This is a genomic window from Micromonospora parathelypteridis, assembly GCF_014201145.1.
In the GTDB taxonomy this organism is placed as follows: domain Bacteria; phylum Actinomycetota; class Actinomycetes; order Mycobacteriales; family Micromonosporaceae; genus Micromonospora; species Micromonospora parathelypteridis.
The window spans coordinates 1,523,986-1,541,150 of record NZ_JACHDP010000001.1 but is presented as its reverse complement, the minus strand read 5'-3'; the positions used below and the strand labels follow the sequence as shown (position 1 = coordinate 1,541,150).

The following is a 17,165-nucleotide window of genomic DNA, read 5'->3' as shown; positions in this document are numbered from 1 at the left end:
TCTGGTGGGCCGGCCGGATTTCTCGGCCGGTCACCGGAAGCGGATCACCCGCGGCGCTGTCAGGATTGACCCCGTGGTCATCCGACGCGTACTCGCGCCCCGCATCGACTTCGGCGCGCTGCGCCGCGAGCTCGGCCTGCCCGAGGGTTTCCCGACCGACGCGCAGCGTGAGGCCGACGAGGCTGCCGCGGCACCGCCGCGGCCGCCCGTCGACCGCACGGACGTACCGTTCGTCACGGTCGATCCGGCCACCTCCCGGGACCTGGACCAGGCGATGCACCTCTCCCGCCGTCCGGGTGGCGGCTACCGCGTGCGGTACGCGATCGCCGACGTCGCCGCCCACGTCACCCCGGGCGGCGCCCTGGAGGCGGAGACCTGGCGGCGAGGGCAGACCATCTACCTGCCCGACGGGAACATCCCGCTGCATCCACGGACCCTCAGCGAGGGCGCCGCCAGCCTGCTGCCCGACGACGACCGGGCCGCGGTGATCTGGACCATCGACCTGGACGCCGACGGCGGCACGGTGGCCGTGGAGCTGGAACGCGCCCTGGTCCGCAGCCGGGCCAAACTCGACTACACCGGGGTGCAGGCCGCAGCCGACGCCGGTCGGCTACCCGACCCGATCGCGCTGCTGCCCGAGATCGGCGACCGACTCACGGCCCGAGGGCTGCGGCGGGGCGCTATCAACCTTCCGCTTCCCGAGCAGGATCTGGAGCCCGACGGCGAGGGCTGGCGGCTCGTGCTGCGCGCGCCGGAGCCGATGGAGGAACACAACGCCCAGATCTCCCTGCTGACCGGGATGGCCGCCGCCGACATCATGCTGGCCGGCCGGGTCGGTGTGCTGCGGACCATGCCGGCGCCGAAACCGGAGGCGGTGCAGCGGCTCCGCGCCGCCGCCGCACCGCTGGGCGTGCACTGGCCGGACGGTGTCCACCCGGGGCAGGTCATCGCCAACCTGGACGCAGCCCAGCCGCGCGCCGCCGCGTTCATCGACCAGGCGGCCGAGCTGATGCGCGGCGCCGCGTACACCGCATTCGACGGGACGATTCCGGAGCACCCGGAGCACGGCGGGGTGGCAGCCGCGTACGCCCACGTCACGGCGCCCTTGCGGCGCCTGGCCGACCGGTACGCCACAGAGGTCTGCCTGGCCCTGCACGCGGGCCGGCCGGTGCCCGACTGGGCCCACGCGGCGCTGCCCCGGCTGCCCGAGGTGATGGCGAGCACCGACCGGACCGCCTCGGCGGCCGCCCGGGGCGCCGTCGAGCTGGCCGAGGCGGTGCTGCTGGCGCACCGGGAGGGCGAGACCTTCGACGCGGCGGTGCTGGACGTCGACGCCCCGCCCAACGGCCGGTCCCGCCCCCGACCGCCCGGCGGCACGGTGGCGCTGGACGCTCCGCCGGTACGCGGCCGATGCCTCGGCCAACTGCCGCTCGGCGAACGGGTCCGGGTCCGACTGGTCACCGCCGACCCGGCAGCCCGCACGGTCCTGTTCGAGCTGGCCTGACCCGGCCGCTTTTCCCGCCGCTGGTCGGGGCACTGTCGGCCCACTCGGGGGCAGCGGGGATTGTCACAGCGCTGGGCGCTCCTGCCGAGCTGGTGGTTTGCGAGGATGAACCCATGGCATACGACGCGAGCACGCTGCCCGACGTGTCTGAACTGACGGTCGGCATCATCGGTGGCACCGGCGACCAGGGGCGCGGACTCGCCTACCGGTTCGCGCGGGCCGGTCACACGGTGCTGATCGGCTCCCGGTCCGCCGAGCGGGCCGCCGAGTCCGCAGCCGAGATCGCCGCCCTGCCCGGGATCCCGGCCGACGGCAGCGTCACCGGTGCGGCCAACGACGAGGTGGCCCGCCGAAGCGACGTGGTGATCATCGCGGTGCCGTGGGACGGGCACGCCGCCACCGTCGCCGCCCTTGCCGAGCCGCTCGCCGGCCGGATCGTCGTCGACTGCGTCAACCCGCTGGGCTTCGACAAGCAGGGCCCGTACGCGTTGACCGTCGCCGAGGGCAGCGCCGTGCAGCAGGCCGCCGCGTTGCTACCCGACTCCCGGGTCTGCGCGGCGTTCAACCACGTCAGCGCACCGCTGCTCGCCGACCCCGAGATCGACCGGATCGACCTGGACGTGCTGATCTGCACCGAGGACCGCGAGTTGGTCGACATCGTCGGCGCGCTCGCCGCCCGGATCCCCGGGATGCGCGGCATCTACGCCGGCCGGTTGCGCAACGCCCACCAGATCGAGGCCTTCACCGCCAACCTGATCGCCATCAACAAGCGCTACAAGGCACACGCCGGCGTCCGCGTCACCGACATCTGACCAACTCGCGGCTCGGTTGGATTCCCGCGCGCGGGCTCGGCGGCCCGACCCGGTCGACTCCAGATCGCCGATGTGGCGGTATCCCCAAGGGCGGATGCCGCCACATCGGCGAAGCGGAGTGGATCAACGCCCGCCGGGCCGGACGGTCCAGTCGCTGTGGCGGCGGGGCCGGCCGGCGAACCGCGTGGCCGGCGGCCCCGCCGCTGCAGCTCTAGAAGGTGTGCTCGGCGGTCGGGAACTCGCCGCCTCGGACCTCGTCGGCGAAACGGCGGGTGGCGTCGGTGAGGGTGCCGGCCAGGTCCGCGTACCGCTTGACGAAGCGTGGCGCCTTGCCGGTGCGCAGTCCGGCCATGTCCTGCCAGACCAGCACCTGCGCATCGGTGTCCGGGCCGGCGCCGATGCCGACCGTGGGGATCGGCAGTTCGTGCGTGATCCGCTTGGCCACCTCGCCGGGCACCATTTCCAGCACCACCGCGAACGCGCCCGCCTCCGTCACCGCCCGTGCGTCGGCGAGCACCTCGTCGGCCGTGTCGCCCCGGCCCTGCACGCGGTAGCCGCCCAGGGTGTGCTCGCTCTGCGGGGTGAATCCGATGTGCGCCATCACCGGAATGCCGGCACCGACGATCGCGGCGATCTGCGCGGCGCAGCGGCGACCACCCTCCAGTTTCACCGCGTGGCAGCCACCCTCCTTCATGAACCGGACGGCGGTGCGCAGCGCCTGGGCCGGACCCTCCTCGTACGAGCCGAACGGCAGGTCACCGACGATCAGTGCCTGCCGGGTCGCGCGTACCACGGCCCGTACCAGCGGAAGCAGTTCGTCGGCGGTCACCGGCAGGGTCGTCTCGTAGCCGAAGACGTTGTTCGCGGCCGAGTCGCCGACCAGCAGCACCGGGACGCCGGCCTGGTCGAAGATCGACGCCGTGTACTGGTCGTACGAGGTGAGCATCGGCCACCGTTCGCCGCGCTCCTTGGCGGCGATCAGGTCGCGGGTGCGGACCCGACGGGTGGCCGGTCCGCCGTACAGCGCGGTCACCTCGTTCGGAGTGGACTCCACCATCTCTGTCTCCCTTCCTCGAGGCCGCCTGCGCGGTCCCCGGGTTCTGTCGCGATCGTCGCACCGCGGGACGGGGTGACGGCAGAGCCCAGTGCGAGATGTCACTCCACGGCGAGGCCGCCGCGAAAGCACCGCGCCGCGACAGCGCCGGGCCGGGGGACGGCGCCGGGCCGTCCAACCGACCCGACGCCCACGGGTACGGCTCAGCCGTGCTCGCGCCACCGGTTGGTGATCGGCAGACGGCGGTCCCGGCCGAACGCCTTCATGGAGATCTTCGTGCCCGGCGCCGACTGCCGTCGCTTGTACTCGGCGGTATCCACCAGCCGCAGCACCTTGTCCACCACCGCCGGGTCGTGACCCGACTCGACCAGCCCGTCGCGGCCGAGGTCGCCGTCGACGTACCCGATCAGGATCGGGTCCAGTACGTCGTAGTCGGGCAGGTTGTCGCTGTCCAGTTGGCCCGGGCTCAGCTCGGCGCTCGGCGGCTTGCCGATCGAGTTCTCCGGGATCGGGGCGGCCTCACCGCGCCGATCCGCGTCCGTGTTGCGCCACTTCGCGAGCCGCCAGATCAGCGTCTTCCAGACGTCCTTGACCGGGTTGAAGCCGCCCACCGAGTCGCCGTAGAGGGTGGAGTAACCGACCGCCAGCTCACTCTTGTTGCCGGTGGTCAGCACCAGGTGCCCCTCCTGGTTCGACAGCGCCATCAGGATCACGCCGCGAACCCGGGCCTGCAGGTTCTCCACGGCCACCCCGGACAGCGACAGGTTGGCCAGGAAACCGTCCACCATCGGCTGGATGGGCTCGACGCGGTAGTCCAGGCCGGTGCGCTTGGCCAGGTCGGCCGCGTCCTCCCGGGAGTGCTCGGAGGAGTGCTGGCTGGGCAGCGACACCCCGACCACCCGCTCCGGTCCCAGCGCGTCGACGGCCAGCGCGGCCACCACCGCCGAGTCGATGCCGCCGGAGAGACCGAGCACCACCGACGGGAAACGGTTCTTGTTGACGTAGTCGCGCAGGCCGAGCACCAGCGCCTGCCACACCTCGGCCTCGTCGGCCACCGGCTCGATCATCCCGCCGGTCGCGGCCGGGCCGGACGGCGTGGGCGGGATGCCGTCCAGCGCGCTGCGTACGACCCGCATGCCGTCCGCGACGATCTCCGTGGCGGGCGGTTCGGTGGCGGCCGGCAGCTCGACGTCGTGCACGAGCAGGTGCTCGACGAACTGCGGGGCCCGGGTGAGCAGCTCACCGTCGGCGCCCACGATCATCGAGTCGCCCTCGAAGACGAGCTCGTCCTGACCGCCGGTCATGTTGACGTACGCGATGGTGGCGCCCGTCTCGACGGCCCGGCGGCGGACCAGCGGCAGCCGGATGTCGTCCTTGTTCAGCTCGTACGGCGAGCCGTTGATGTTGACCACCAGGCCGACGCCGGCCTGCCCGGCGGCGGCGAACGGGCCGCCGGCCTGCCACAGGTCCTCGCAGATGGTCAGCGCGACGTCCACGCCGCCGATCCGCACCACGGTCAGGGTGTCGCCGGGAACGAAGTAGCGGTCCTCGTCGAAGACCCCGTAGTTGGGCAGGTGGTGCTTGAAGTAGCGGGCGGCCACGACGCCGCGGTGCAGCAGCGCGGCGGCGTTGCGGGCGCCCCGGCCGGGCTCGGCGTCCCCGCTGACCTGCGGCGGCCCGTCGGCGTCCAGATAACCGACCACCACCGGCAGCTCGCCGAGGCCGTCGGCGGCGAGGTCGGCGGCGAGCCGCTCGACGGCGGCCCGGGACGCGGCGACGAAGGAACGCCGGAAGACCAGGTCCTCGACCGGGTATCCGGTCACCATCATCTCCGGGAAGAGCACCAACTGGGCACCGGCATCGGCGGCCTGGCGGGTCCAGCTGCGGACCAGGTCGGCGTTTCCGGCGAGGTCGCCGACGCTCGGGTTGACCTGGGACAGGGCGAGACGCAGGGTGGGCATGTCCTCATCTTGCCCCAGCCTCCCGGGGAGAATCCGTACCCTCGGACGAGATGGCCGCCACGCCGCGGCGGTGCGCGCTCGCCGGGGGCAGGGGCACGCGCTCGCCGGGCGAGACGCGAGGGGACGACCGGCGACAGTTCGCGTAACGTCTGCGTAACCAGGCCCGGGAACACTGGGCGATCAGGTCGGGTGCAGCCCGACCAAGGCGGACAAAAGAGTGTCGCGAGGGGTTGGGGAAGTGGACCGTCAGCAGGAGTTCGTCCTCCGGACGCTGGAAGAGCGGGACATCCGGTTCGTCCGGCTGTGGTTCACCGACGTGCTGGGCACGCTCAAGAGCGTCTCGGTGGCGCCCGCCGAGTTGGAGGCGGCCTTCGAAGAGGGCATCGGCTTCGACGGTTCGGCGATCGAGGGCTTCGCCCGGGTCTTCGAATCGGACATGGTGGCCATGCCCGACCCGACCACCTTCCAGGTGTTCCCCTTCGAGGGCGGGGTCAGCGGCGAAAGCGCCCGGATGTTCTGCGACATCCTGCTGCCCGACGGTGGGCCCTCCTGGGCCGACCCCCGACACGTGCTGCGCCGCGCGCTGTCCAAGGCCGCCGAGAAGGGCTTCACCTTCTACACCCACCCCGAGATCGAGTTCTTCCTGCTGGAGAACGGCCCCCAGGACGGCTCGGTGCCCACCCCGGTCGACACCGGAGGCTACTTCGAGCACACCACGCACGCCGTGGCTCGGGACTTCCGCCGCCAGGGCGTGCTGGCGCTGGAGCGGATCGGCATCTCGGTGGAGTTCAGCCACCACGAGGTCGCGCCCGGCCAGCAGGAGATCGACCTGCGCTACGCCGACGCGCTGACCACCGCCGACAACATCATGACCTTCCGGCACGTGGTCAAGGAGGTGGCGCTCTCCACCGGTGTGCAGGCCAGCTTCATGCCGAAGCCATTCACCGACCAGCCGGGCAGTGGGATGCACACCCACCTGTCGCTGTTCGAGGGGGAGCGCAACGCCTTCCACGACGGTGGCGACCCGATGAAGCTGTCCAAGGTGGCGAAGTCGTTCATCGCCGGCCTGCTGGTGCACGCCCGGGAGTACACGGCGGTCACCAACCAGTGGGTCAACTCGTACAAGCGGCTCTTCCCGCAGGCACTGCCGGACCGGATCACCGAGAGCCCCGCGTACGTCTGCTGGGGTCACCTCAACCGGTCCGCGCTGGTCCGGGTCCCCGCGTACGGCAAGCCCAACTCGGCCCGGGTCGAGGTCCGCTCGCTGGACTCGGCGGCCAACCCGTACCTGGCCTTCGCGGTGCTGCTCGGCGCCGGCATGAAGGGCATCGAGGAGGGGTACGAGCTGCCGCCGGGCGCCGAGGACGACGTCTGGTCGCTGACCAGCGCGGAGCGGCGCGCCATGGGCTACGAAGCGCTGCCGGAGAACCTCGCCGAGGCGATCGACGTGATGGCCGGCTCCGAACTGGTCGCCGAGGTGCTCGGCGAGCACGTCTTCGACTTCTTCCTGCGCAACAAGCGGGCCGAGTGGGAGCAGTACCGCCGCGAGGTCACCCCGTACGAGCGGCAGCGCTACCTGGCGCTGTAACCGCAGGGGCTGACGGGCTTGCGCGCTGCCGCTATCGTCTCGATCACCGCGCCGGTACCCCCTCCGGGCGGAGAATCGGGAGGCAGTCGGTGCTGGAGGATCTGCTCAGCGGTGCCTGGCAGAGCGTCGTGTTCGGGATCGTGGGCGTGGGGCTCATGGCGGCCGGGTTCGTGCTGGTCGACCTGCTGACCCCGGGTCGGCTGCGGGACCTGATCTGGGTCGAGCGCAACACCAACGCCGGGCTGCTGCTCGCCGCCAACCAGCTCGGCATCGCCGGGATCGTGTTCACCGCGATCCTGACCAGCTACAGCGACTTCGGCAAGGGGATCGCCTCCACGGTGGTGTTCGGGCTGGTCGGTCTGGCCATCATGGCGTTGGCCTTCGTGGTGCTCGACCTGCTCACTCCGGGCAAGCTCGGCGAGGTCATCTGCTCGCCCGAGCCGCATCCGGCGGCCCGGGTCAGTGCCGCCACGCACTTCGGCGCCGCGCTGATCGTCTGCGCCTGCATCGCCTGAGCGCGGTCGCCTGCCTCGCCGGTGGGCGGTCGCCTGCCTCGCCTCTGGGTGGTCGCTGAAGGGCGTCGTACCCCGGCCGTAGCGTGCCGGGCATGAACCGCACGGACCGCCTCTACGCCCTGGTCGAGGAGTTGCGGGCGGTGTCGCCGCGGCCGCGCAGCGCCCGCTGGCTGGCCGCGCGCTTCGAGGTGAGCAGCCGGACCATCGAACGGGACATCGGCGCGCTGCAGGAAGCCGGGGTGCCGATCTGGGCCGAGCCCGGGCGCACCGGCGGCTACGCGCTGGACCGCGCCCGCACGCTGCCCCCGGTCAACCTGACCGCCGCCGAGGCCGTGGCGATGGCCGTGGCGCTGCACCGACTCGCCGGCACGCCGTTCGCCGGGCCGGGCGCCACCGCGCTACGCAAGCTGGTGGCGGTGCTGCCAGCGGCCGACGCCGCCGAGGCACACCGTCTCGCCGGCCGCGTGCACCTGATCGGCGACGGGCCGGCCACGCCCGTCCCGGCCACCGTCGCCGACGCGGTCGCCGCGCGGCGGGTGCTGCGCATCGGGTACGCAGATCGCGCCGGCGCCGACTCGATCCGTGACGTCGAGCCGCTCGGCTACCTCGGCAACCCCCGACACTGGTACCTGCTGGCCTGGTGCCGGATGCGCGACGAGCTGCGCTGCTTTCGCACCGACCGGATCCGGAGCGTCCGAGCGCTGCCCGACGTGGTGGTCCGGGAGTTCCGCCCGACGGATCTCGACATCCCGCACGGACGGGTCCGCTCGTTGAGCCTGGTCTGAAACGAGTCGGCGCGGCTCCGAACGTGCCGGGCCGGCCCGCCACCAAATCCGCCGGGGTGATCCGGAAACACCGACAGGACGGTGTCGCGGACGCCTCCGAGACTGCTCCAGACGACGGCCGTACGGCCGGCACGGGAAACTCTGGAGGCAGTAGATGTCCACGACACCCATCACGTGGTTCGAGATCGGCACCGACCAGCCGGAGGCGGCGGAGCGCTTCTACGGAGAGCTGTTCGGCTGGACCTTCGAGGAGCAGGGCTCGGCCAACGGCGGGTCGTACCGCGTGACCGGGGCCGGTGGCGACACCGGGATCGGCGGGGCGATCCGGGCCACCGACGGGACGTCGCCGAACTACGCGGTGTTCTACGCCGAGGTCGCCGACGTGGCGGAGACCTGCCGGCAGGCCGAGGCCGCCGGCGGCCGGGTGCTGGTGCCGGCGCGCACGGCACCGAGCGGGCTCACGCTGGCCCACCTACTCGACCCGGCCGGCAATCACCTGGGCGTCTTCGCGCCCCCGCCCGAGCAGGGCTGACCCCCCGAGCCGGCCTCATGGCCCGGGCCGGGCTGGCCGGCGCGCCTCGGGGGCGGTGATCGACTCCAGATCAGCGATGTGGCGGTATCCGAGTGCCCGGATGCCGCCACATCGCCGACATTGAGTGGATCAAGCCGCCCCCGCCGGCCCGACGGCCCTGCGGCGCCGTGGTCGGCCTTACGGGGTCACTTGCCGGGCGTACCGGCGGGAGCGCCGTGGTCGCCCGGAGCGCCGTGGCCGCCCGGACCGCGGTGGCCACCCGGGCCGGGGAAGACGCCGGCCTCGACGGCCTTGGTGATCGCGTCGGCCTGCTCCTGGGTGAGCTTGCCGTCCTTGACCGCCTGGTCCAGCCGCTCCTTGAGCGCGGCCTGCCGATCCTCGGCGGACGGGCGCTGCGGCCGGTCGGCCGGCCGGTGCTGGTCGCGGATCTTCTCCAGCGCGGCGGTCACCTTGTCGGCGGGGATACCCAACTCCTTGGCGAGGGCGTCGGCGAACGCACCCTGCCGGTCGGCCTTTGCTCCCGGAGCCGAAGCCGGAGCCGGGGCGGTGCTGGCGCTCGGTGTCGGCGTGGGGGTGTCCGCGGCGAACGCGATCGTCGGGGCCGCGATCCCGACGCCGAGGACGCCGGCGGTGGCCAGGCCGGCCAGCAGGTGCTTCCTACGGATGGTGCGGGACATGCTGTCCTCCAGATACTCGGTCATCGTGCGATGTCGTTACCGACAGTGACGAGGGAGTCTGGGTGCGGCCCGTGGCGAACCTGTCAGCGGGCTGGCAATCGAGGCGCGGGCGGTGAAATCGGTTGCGTCGTTGCCGGACGGGCGGTCAGGGTTGTCGATCTACCGGCGAAAGGACGCAGCTTGTGAGGACCATCGAGATTCGGGAGATTCCGCTGGCCGCGCCGGCCGCTGGCCCGTACGGCATCACGGCCGGCCCCGACGGCGCGTTGTGGCTGACGCTGGTCCACGCCGGTGAGATCGCCCGCTTGGGGGCTGACGGTGCGGTCCGCACCTACCCGTTGGATCCGGCCGGTGGCCGCCCGTTGATCATCACCACGGGGCCTGACGGCGCCCTCTGGTTCACGCGCTCCGGGGACGACCGGATCGGGCGGATCACCGTCGACGGCGAGCAGCGCACGATCGCCCTGCCGGCCGGCACCGGGCCGGGCGGCATCGCCGCCGGCCCCGATGGCGCGCTCTGGTACGCCGGGATGACCTCGGACACGATCGGCCGGGTGGACACCGGCGGCACGGTCACCGCATTCCCGCTGCCGCTGACCGGCGGGTTCGCCTCGATGATCACCGCCGGCGCGGACGACGCCCTCTGGTTCACCCTCAATCAGGCGAACGCGATCGGCCGGATCGACCTCGACGGCAGGGTGACGCTGCACCCGTTGCCCACCGAGAACGCCGGCCCGGTCGGCATCACCGTCGGCGGCGACGGTGCCATCTGGTTCGTGGAGATCGCAGCCGGTCAGCTCGGTCGGATCGACCCGGACGGCGGGATCGCCGAGTTTCCGCTGCCGGACCGGGCGGCCCGTCCGCACGCGATCGTGGCGGATCCGGCCGGTGGCGCCTGGTTCACCGAGTGGGGTGCGAACCGGATCGGTCACATCGATCCAGCCGGCCGGATCGACGGCTACGACCTGCCCACCCCCGACGCCGAACCGCACGGCATCGCACTCACCCCCGACGGCGTCTGGGCCGCCCTGGAGATCGGCGCGGTAGCCCACCTGACCCCCACCCGGTAACCCCCCACCTGACCTGGGTGATCAAGAGGTTTGCGTCAGGATCCCGCCCAGAAATGACGCAAACCTCTTGATCACCAGAGCCGGGGTGGGGTGGGGTGGGGTGGGGTGGGTGGGGTCACTGCACTGCTGGTTCTGCCTTTAAGTTGCCGGTGGTGGCGTCGAGGGTGGCTGTGGTGCCAAGGGGGACGGTCAACTGGCCGGGGCCGTGACCGATGGGCAGACCGCCGAGCACCGGTACGCCCAGGTCGCCGAGGCGTTCGGTGAGCACGTCGACGATCGTGGTGTCCCAGCCGTCCCCGCAGTCGGTGAACTGCCCGACCGCCACCCCGGCCAGCCCGTCCAGCGCGCCGGCCCGGCGCAGGTGGGTGAGCATCCGGTCGACCTTGTACGGGGGCTCCTGCACGTCCTCGATCAACAGCACCGCACCGGTCAGGTCGGGCAGGTCCGGTGTGCCGATCGACGCGGCGATCAGACACAGGTTGCCGCCGAGCAGGGTGCCGGTGGCGCGACCCGGGACGCGTACGCCGAAGGTGTCCTCGGTGGGCACCGCGGTGATCGACACCGGCTCGGTTGTCATGAGCGCGGCGTGCAGGGACTCGGCGGAGCGCAGCGGGGTCCGCTCGTCCCGCCAGGCCGCTCCCGGGCCGTGCACACCGGCCAGCCGGGCACTCCGCCAGAGCGCGAACTGCAGCGCGGTGATGTCCGAGAAACCGGCCACCACCTTCGGGTCGCGGCGGACGGCGGCCATGTCGATGGCGTCCACGATCCGCTGGGCGCCGTACCCGCCCCGAGTGCAGATCACCCCGCGTACCTGCGGGTCGGCGAACGCCGCGTTCAGGTCGGCGGCGCGCAGGTCGTCGGTGCCGGCGAGGTAGCCGTGGCGGGCGTACGCGTTCGGCGCCGGCACCGGCCGTAGGCCCCAACCGATGAGCAACTCCATGCCCCGGGCCACCCGCTCCGGCGAGGTCGGCCCGGACGGTGACACCAGAAGGACCGTGTCACCTGGTCGCAGTACGGGCGGGCGGACGGCGGCGGTGTCCTCGCTGATCACAACCGAAGAGCCTAACGACCCCGCCAGGTCCAGACCGCCAGCCAGTGGGCACCACCGGGCGGCGCGACGGCGGCGCGAGGCTGTGGCGGGGCGTGGCGCCGCGCGGTGCACCGGCTAGCCTCGACGGGTGGCAACCGCGCTGGTGATCGAGAACGACCCGACGGACGACGCGCGCCGGCTGGGTGAGTGGCTGACCGAGGCTGGGCTGGAGCTGTGGGTGGTACGCCCGCACGCCGGCGACGAGCTCCCCGCCGACCTGGAGGGGTACGCGGCGCTGGTGGTGCTCGGCGGCGACCAACAGGCGTACCCGCTGCCGGACGGCTCTCCCGGCGCACCCTGGTTTCCCGCCGTGGAGGGCCTGCTGCGCAAGGCGGTCCGGTACCGGGTGCCGACCCTGGCCGTCTGCCTGGGCGCGCAGCTGCTCGCCACCGCGCACGCCGGGCTGGTCGAGCGGAGCCCGTCCGGGCCGGAGATCGGCCCCGGCGTGGTCGGCCGGCGCGACGCCGCCGAGGGTGACCCGTTGTTCCGGTACGTGCCGTTGATCCCGGACGTCCTGCAGTGGCACTCCGACGAGATCACCGAGCTGCCCCGGGGCGCCACCCTGCTGGCCGCGTCCACCCGCTACCCGCATCAGGCGTTCCGGCTCGGTGACCGGGCGTGGGGGCTGCAGTTCCACATCGAGTGCGACGCCGCGATGATCGCCGACTGGGCCACCGACTCGACCCAACTCGCCGAGCTGGGCTACGACCCGGAGCTGGTGGTCGCGGCCTGCGCGTCGGTGCTGGCCGACGTCGAGGAGGTCTGGCAGCCGTTCGCCGCCCGGTTCGCCGCGCTGGCCCTCGGCGAGCTGGACGACAGCACGACGCGACGCGGCCTGCCGCTGCTCGGGCACTGATGAGCCGGCCGACCAGGGCACCGGGCCGGCTCGCCCGGTACGGGTTCGGCACCGCCGAAGGCGACGGCGGCGCGCGCGCCGCGGACCTGCTCGGCCCGGACGGGCTGCGCCTGTGGCAGCCGGTCGAGCAGGAGCCGGTCGACGAGGTGGCCGCCGAGCTGCTCGCCGCGCTGTCCCGGGCCGCCGATCCGGACCTGGCGCTGCGTCAGCTGCACCGCATCGTCGAGGCGGAGCGCCGCGCCGACGGAAGCGCCGAACGACGCGCCGACGGCGTCACCGCCGGGCCACGGTTGTTGACGGAGCTGCACACCGACCCGGGGCTGCGGCGGCGGCTGATCGCGGTGCTCGGCGCATCGTCGGCGCTCGGCGATCACCTGGTGGCCCATCCCGAGCACTGCGCGGCGCTGCGGACCGCGTCCGACGGGCTCGCCCCGACCGCCGAGGGGCGGCTGGAGCCGACCGACGGTGGCAACCCGGTGGCGGTGCTGCGGACCGCGTACCGGTTGGCGCTGCTGCGGATCGCGGCGGCCGACCTGACCGGCGGACGCGGCCTGGAGCAGACCATGGCCGCGCTGTCCGCGCTGGCCGACGCGACGCTGGCCGCCGCGTACGAGATCGCCGTCGCCGAGCTGGCGGCGGGCACCGAGCGGCCCCGCCTCGCGGTCGTGGCGATGGGCAAGTGCGGCGGCGGCGAGCTGAACTACGTCTCCGACGTGGACGTCATCTTCGTGGCAGCCGAGGACGCCGACCTGTCCGCCGCGACCCTGGTGGCGACCCGGCTGATCCACATCTGTGGGCTGGTCGCCTGGCCGGTGGACGCCGCGCTGCGCCCCGAGGGCAACCGGGGACCACTGGTGCGGACCCTCGCCAGCCACCTGGCCTACTACCGCCGGTGGGCGCGCACCTGGGAGTTCCAGGCGCTGCTCAAGGCCCGCCCGGCCGCCGGTGACCTGCCACTGGCCCAGGAGTGGATCGACCAGCTCGCGCCGCTGGTGTGGCGGGCGGCCGAACGACCCGAGGCGGTCGAGGACGTCCGCGCCATGCGACGCCGGATCATCGACCACATCCCGCCGAAGGAGCTGGACCGCGAGATCAAGCGCGGCCCCGGCGGGTTGCGTGACATCGAGTTCGCCGTCCAGTTGCTGCAACTCGTGCACGGCCGAGGTGACGAGCTGCTGCGAGCGCCCGGCACCATCCCGGCGCTGCGCGCCCTCGTCGCGGGTGGCTACGTCGGTCGGGCCGACGGCGAGGCCCTGCTGCGCGGCTACCGGTTCCTGCGCAGCGTCGAGCACCGGCTCCAACTGCAGGGCCTGCGCCGTACGCACACCGTGCCCGCCGAGCCGGGCGCGCTGCGCTGGCTCGCCGCCGCGCTGGGCTTCACGGCCGCGCCGGGGCGCAGCGCCGTGGAGAGCTTCCGGGCCGAGTGGGTCACCCACGCCGCCGAGGTACGCCGGCTGCACGCCAAACTGCTCTACCGGCCGCTGCTGGAGTCGGTGGCCCGGGTACCGGCCGACGGGCTGCGGCTCACCCCGGAGGCGGCCCGGCACCGGCTGGAGATCCTCGGCTTCGCCGACCCGGCCGGGGCGCTGCGCCACCTGCAGGCGCTCACCGGCGGGGTGAGTCGCACGGCGGCCATCCAGCGGACGCTGCTGCCGGTGCTGCTCAGCGAGTTCGCCGACGCGCCGGAGCCGGACCGGGGGCTGCTCAACTACCGCAAGGTCTCCGACAAGCTGGGCAGCACCCCCTGGTATCTGCGGCTGCTGCGCGACGGCGGCCCGGTCGCCCGTCGGCTGGCCCGGGTCCTCGCCCTGTCCCGGTACGTCGCCGATCTGCTCGCCCGCGACCCGGAGGCGCTGCGGCTGCTGGCCGAGGAGAACGAGCTGGCGCCGCGCTCCAGCGAGGTGCTCCGGGAGGGGTTCCTCGCGGCGGCGGCCCGGCACACCGACCCGGTCGAGGCCACTCGCGCGGTGCGCGCGCTGCGCCGTCGGGAGCTGGTCCGGGTGGCCTGCGCCGACCTGCTCTGCCGGGCGGGCGCGCTGGCACCCAGCCCGACCCGGCCGGACGGCGCGAACCGGCCCGCCCCCGGGCTGGGCGACATCACCGACGTCGGCACGGCGCTCGCCGACGTCACCGACGCCACCCTCGCCGCCGCGCTGCGGGCCGCCCAGGCCAGTCAGCCGGGTCCACCGGGGCTGCGGTTCGCGGTGATCGGCATGGGCCGGCTCGGCGGGTACGAGTCGAACTACCTCTCCGACGCCGACGTGCTCTTCGTCTACGACCCGCCCGCCGGCACCAGCGAGAGCGCCGCCAGCGCCGCCGCGCACGCGATCGCCGAGGAGCTGCGCCGACTGCTCGGCGTGCCCGCCCCCGATCCGCCGCTGGGCGTGGACGCCGACCTGCGCCCGGAGGGCCGGCAGGGTCCACTGGTTCGCAGCCTCGCCGCGTACGCCGCGTACTACGCCCGCTGGTCGCGGGTGTGGGAGGCGCAGGCACTGCTGCGCGCCCGATTCGTCTGCGGCGACGCCGACCTGGGCGCCGAGTTCGAGGCGATGATCGACCCGGTGCGGTACCCGGCCGAGGGGCTGACCCGCGAGCAGGTCGTCGAGATCCGCCGGATCAAGGCCCGGGTGGAGACCGAGCGGCTGCCGCGCGGGGCCGACCCGGCCACCCACACCAAGCTGGGTCGCGGCGCGCTCGCCGACGTGGAGTGGGCGGTGCAACTCGTCCAGCTCCGGCACGCTGGCGCGAATCCGGCGCTGCGCGGCACGCGTACCCTCGATGCCCTCGCGGCCGCCGAGCGGGCCGGCCTGATCGACCCGACGGACGCCGCGGAGATGGCCGCCGGCTGGTCCCTGGCCGCGCAGGTCCGCAACGCGTTGATGCTGGTGCGGGGCCGGGCCGGCGACCAACTGCCCCGGCACGGGGTGGAGTTGGCCGGCGTGGTCCGACTGCTCGGCCGCGACGACCCGGGGGAGTTCCTCGACGAGTACCTGCGCACCGGCCGCCGCTCGCGCGCCGCGACGGAACGCGTCCTCAATGCCTGACGCGTCGCCGCGCCCAACCGGGCAGCGCGCCGCAGGCGTGCGCACCGGCTGGGCGGCGGCCACCGGGGTCGCGGTGGTGCTCGCCGTCGCGTTCCTGCTCGCGCCACGGATGGGCACCGACCTCGCCGCCCAGGTGGCCCGTGCCGAGTTCGCCGACCGCTACGGCGTCACGCCGGTCGACCTCGGCTGGTACGGCGGCGTCAACCAGTACGGCTACAGCCTCTTCACCGCCAGCTTGGGCGCACTGATCGGGGTGCGTCCGCTGGGGGCCATCGCCGCCGTGGTCGGCGCGGCGGCGCTGGGTTGGCTGTTCACCCGGAACCGGGCGCGCCGGCCGTTGCTGGCCGGTGCCCTCGGCGCCGTGGTGCTGGTCGGCAATCTGGCGAGCGGCCGGATCACCTTCGCCGTCGGGCTGACGCTGGGGCTGCTGGCGCTCTGCGCGGTCAGCGCCCAACGCCCGCCGCGTCCGGTCCGGCTGGCGCTCGCCGCCGGCTGCGCCGCCCTGGCAACGGCGGCGAGCCCGGTCGCCGGCCTGTTCACCGGGCTGGCGGGCGCGGCGCTGCTGCTGGTCGCCCTGCGTCGCGGTGACGGGCCCGGCCGTCGCCTGCCGGGTGGATGGCGCCTGGAGCGACCACTGGCCGAGGGGATCGTCCTGGCCGTGGCACCCGCTGTCACGTTGGCGCCGATCGCGTTGTTCTTCGGCAACGGAGGCACCCAGCCGTACTCCGCCGAGTCGATGCGGATCAACGTCGCGCTCGCCGTGCTGGTGGCGGTCGTGCTGCCCCGTCGCCGCCGGGTGCTGCGCGTCGGCGCGCTGCTCACCGTGCTGCTCCTGGTCGGGGCCTACTACGTGCCCAGCCCGATCGGGTCCAACGCGCTGCGCCTGCCGCTGCTCTTCGCGCTGCCCGTGCTGGCCGGGTACGCGCCGCTGCCCGGGCCGTGGCTGGCCGGCCTGCTCGCCGCGACCGTGTGGTGGCAGTCCCCGGTGATGACGAGCGACGTCACCCGAGCCGGGGCCGCGGAGAGCGCCGCGCGGTTCCACCAACCGCTCGTCGCGGAACTCCAGCGGCGGCAGCCGGTCGGGCGGATCGAGGTGGTGCCGTTGCGGGACCACTGGGAGTCCGCGTACCTGCCACCGACCGTGCCGCTCGCCCGCGGCTGGGAACGCCAGGTCGACACGGATCGCAACTCGCTGTTCTACGACGGCACGCTGAGCGCCCAGACCTACGAGCAGTGGCTCCGCGACGAGGCGGTCACCTATGTGGTGCTCGCCCCGGACGCCCCCGTCGACCGGTGGGGCCGCGACGAGGCCGCCCTGATCCGCGCCGGCCTGCCGTACCTGCAAGAGGTCTGGAGTGATCCGACCTGGCGCATGTACGCGGTGGTCGATCCGACGCCGCTGGTCGGGGCCCCGGGCCGGTTCGTCACCGCCGACCGGGCCTCGGTCCGGCTGACCGCGACGCCCGGTGACGTGCCGGTCCGGGTGCGGTGGTCGCGCTGGCTGTCGCTCAGTGGCCCGGACGGCTGTGTGCGACCCGGCGCGGACGGGTGGACCGAGGTGCGAGTTCGCGCCGCCGGCGACTACTCGATCTCGAGCGGCCTCGTACCCGCGAACCACTGCTGACCGTTCGGGGGCACGCCTCGATCCGGTGCCTGCCGTCGGCCGCCGACCAACCG

At 73.6% G+C, this 17,165-nt stretch carries 14 protein-coding genes; 10 read left to right on the top strand and 4 right to left on the bottom strand.

Annotation, left to right across the window (positions count from 1 at the left end; genetic code table 11):
• The first annotated feature begins 73 nt into the window (after positions 1–73).
• Positions 74–1,504, top strand: coding sequence for an RNB domain-containing ribonuclease (locus tag HNR20_RS06430; protein WP_184177303.1), 1,431 nt, complete (start codon positions 74–76; stop codon positions 1,502–1,504).
• Between the two features lie 113 nt (positions 1,505–1,617).
• Positions 1,618–2,316, top strand: a complete 699-nt coding sequence (gene npdG / locus HNR20_RS06425) for an NADPH-dependent F420 reductase (protein ID WP_184177301.1) — start codon at positions 1,618–1,620, stop codon at positions 2,314–2,316.
• A 211-nt stretch (positions 2,317–2,527) separates the two neighbouring features.
• Here npdG and panB read toward each other — a convergent pair whose 3' ends face one another.
• Both panB and HNR20_RS06415 read right to left on the bottom strand, forming a co-directional pair.
• Entirely contained in the window at positions 2,528–3,373 is an 846-nt protein-coding gene (panB, locus tag HNR20_RS06420) for a 3-methyl-2-oxobutanoate hydroxymethyltransferase (protein ID WP_184177299.1), read from the bottom strand.
• A 200-nt stretch (positions 3,374–3,573) separates the two neighbouring features.
• A complete protein-coding gene (locus tag HNR20_RS06415) occupies positions 3,574–5,331 on the bottom strand; it encodes an NAD+ synthase (RefSeq protein WP_184177297.1) in 1,758 nt (585 codons plus the stop codon).
• Between the two features lie 238 nt (positions 5,332–5,569).
• Between HNR20_RS06415 and glnA the strand changes: the two genes are divergently transcribed.
• The 4 genes from glnA to HNR20_RS06395 all read left to right on the top strand — a co-directional run bounded on the left by glnA (position 5,570) and on the right by HNR20_RS06395 (position 8,751).
• The gene (gene glnA / locus HNR20_RS06410; RefSeq protein ID WP_184177295.1) at positions 5,570–6,919 is read left to right on the top strand and encodes a type I glutamate--ammonia ligase; all 1,350 of its coding nucleotides are present in this window, start codon (positions 5,570–5,572) and stop codon (positions 6,917–6,919) included.
• Between the two features lie 89 nt (positions 6,920–7,008).
• The gene (locus HNR20_RS06405; RefSeq protein WP_184177293.1) at positions 7,009–7,434 is read left to right on the top strand and encodes a DUF350 domain-containing protein; all 426 of its coding nucleotides are present in this window, start codon (positions 7,009–7,011) and stop codon (positions 7,432–7,434) included.
• A 92-nt stretch (positions 7,435–7,526) separates the two neighbouring features.
• Complete coding sequence (locus tag HNR20_RS06400; protein WP_184177291.1) at positions 7,527–8,219, top strand: helix-turn-helix transcriptional regulator; 693 nt, start codon at positions 7,527–7,529, stop codon at positions 8,217–8,219.
• Between the two features lie 154 nt (positions 8,220–8,373).
• Positions 8,374–8,751 (top strand): VOC family protein, encoded by a 378-nt coding sequence (locus tag HNR20_RS06395; protein ID WP_184177289.1) that lies wholly within the window; start codon positions 8,374–8,376, stop codon positions 8,749–8,751.
• Positions 8,752–8,936: 185 nt separating this feature from the next.
• On the opposite strand, the gene HNR20_RS06390 is transcribed toward HNR20_RS06395, so the two are convergent.
• Positions 8,937–9,428 carry a hypothetical protein gene (locus HNR20_RS06390; RefSeq protein WP_184188075.1) on the bottom strand — a complete coding sequence of 164 codons (492 nt, stop codon included), beginning with the start codon at positions 9,426–9,428 and terminating at the stop codon, positions 8,937–8,939.
• A 182-nt stretch (positions 9,429–9,610) separates the two neighbouring features.
• Between HNR20_RS06390 and HNR20_RS06385 the strand changes: the two genes are divergently transcribed.
• The gene (locus HNR20_RS06385; RefSeq protein WP_229687204.1) at positions 9,611–10,498 is read left to right on the top strand and encodes a Vgb family protein; all 888 of its coding nucleotides are present in this window, start codon (positions 9,611–9,613) and stop codon (positions 10,496–10,498) included.
• Positions 10,499–10,613: 115 nt separating this feature from the next.
• Here the strand turns inward: HNR20_RS06385 and HNR20_RS06380 are convergent, their stop codons facing one another.
• Positions 10,614–11,546 (bottom strand): S66 peptidase family protein, encoded by a 933-nt coding sequence (locus HNR20_RS06380; protein WP_373291054.1) that lies wholly within the window; start codon positions 11,544–11,546, stop codon positions 10,614–10,616.
• A gap of 130 nt (positions 11,547–11,676) precedes the next feature.
• Between HNR20_RS06380 and HNR20_RS06375 the strand changes: the two genes are divergently transcribed.
• The 3 genes from HNR20_RS06375 to HNR20_RS06365 are packed head-to-tail and all read left to right on the top strand — an operon-like array spanning position 11,677 to position 17,112.
• A complete protein-coding gene (locus HNR20_RS06375) occupies positions 11,677–12,444 on the top strand; it encodes a type 1 glutamine amidotransferase (RefSeq protein ID WP_184177285.1) in 768 nt (255 codons plus the stop codon).
• The gene (locus tag HNR20_RS06370) at positions 12,444–15,488 is read left to right on the top strand and encodes a bifunctional [glutamine synthetase] adenylyltransferase/[glutamine synthetase]-adenylyl-L-tyrosine phosphorylase (RefSeq protein ID WP_184177283.1); all 3,045 of its coding nucleotides are present in this window, start codon (positions 12,444–12,446) and stop codon (positions 15,486–15,488) included. The genes HNR20_RS06375 and HNR20_RS06370 overlap by 1 nt, the downstream gene beginning before the upstream one ends.
• The gene (locus tag HNR20_RS06365; RefSeq protein WP_221309723.1) at positions 15,481–17,112 is read left to right on the top strand and encodes a hypothetical protein; all 1,632 of its coding nucleotides are present in this window, start codon (positions 15,481–15,483) and stop codon (positions 17,110–17,112) included. The genes HNR20_RS06370 and HNR20_RS06365 overlap by 8 nt, the downstream gene beginning before the upstream one ends.
• The last annotated feature ends 53 nt before the right edge of the window (positions 17,113–17,165 follow it).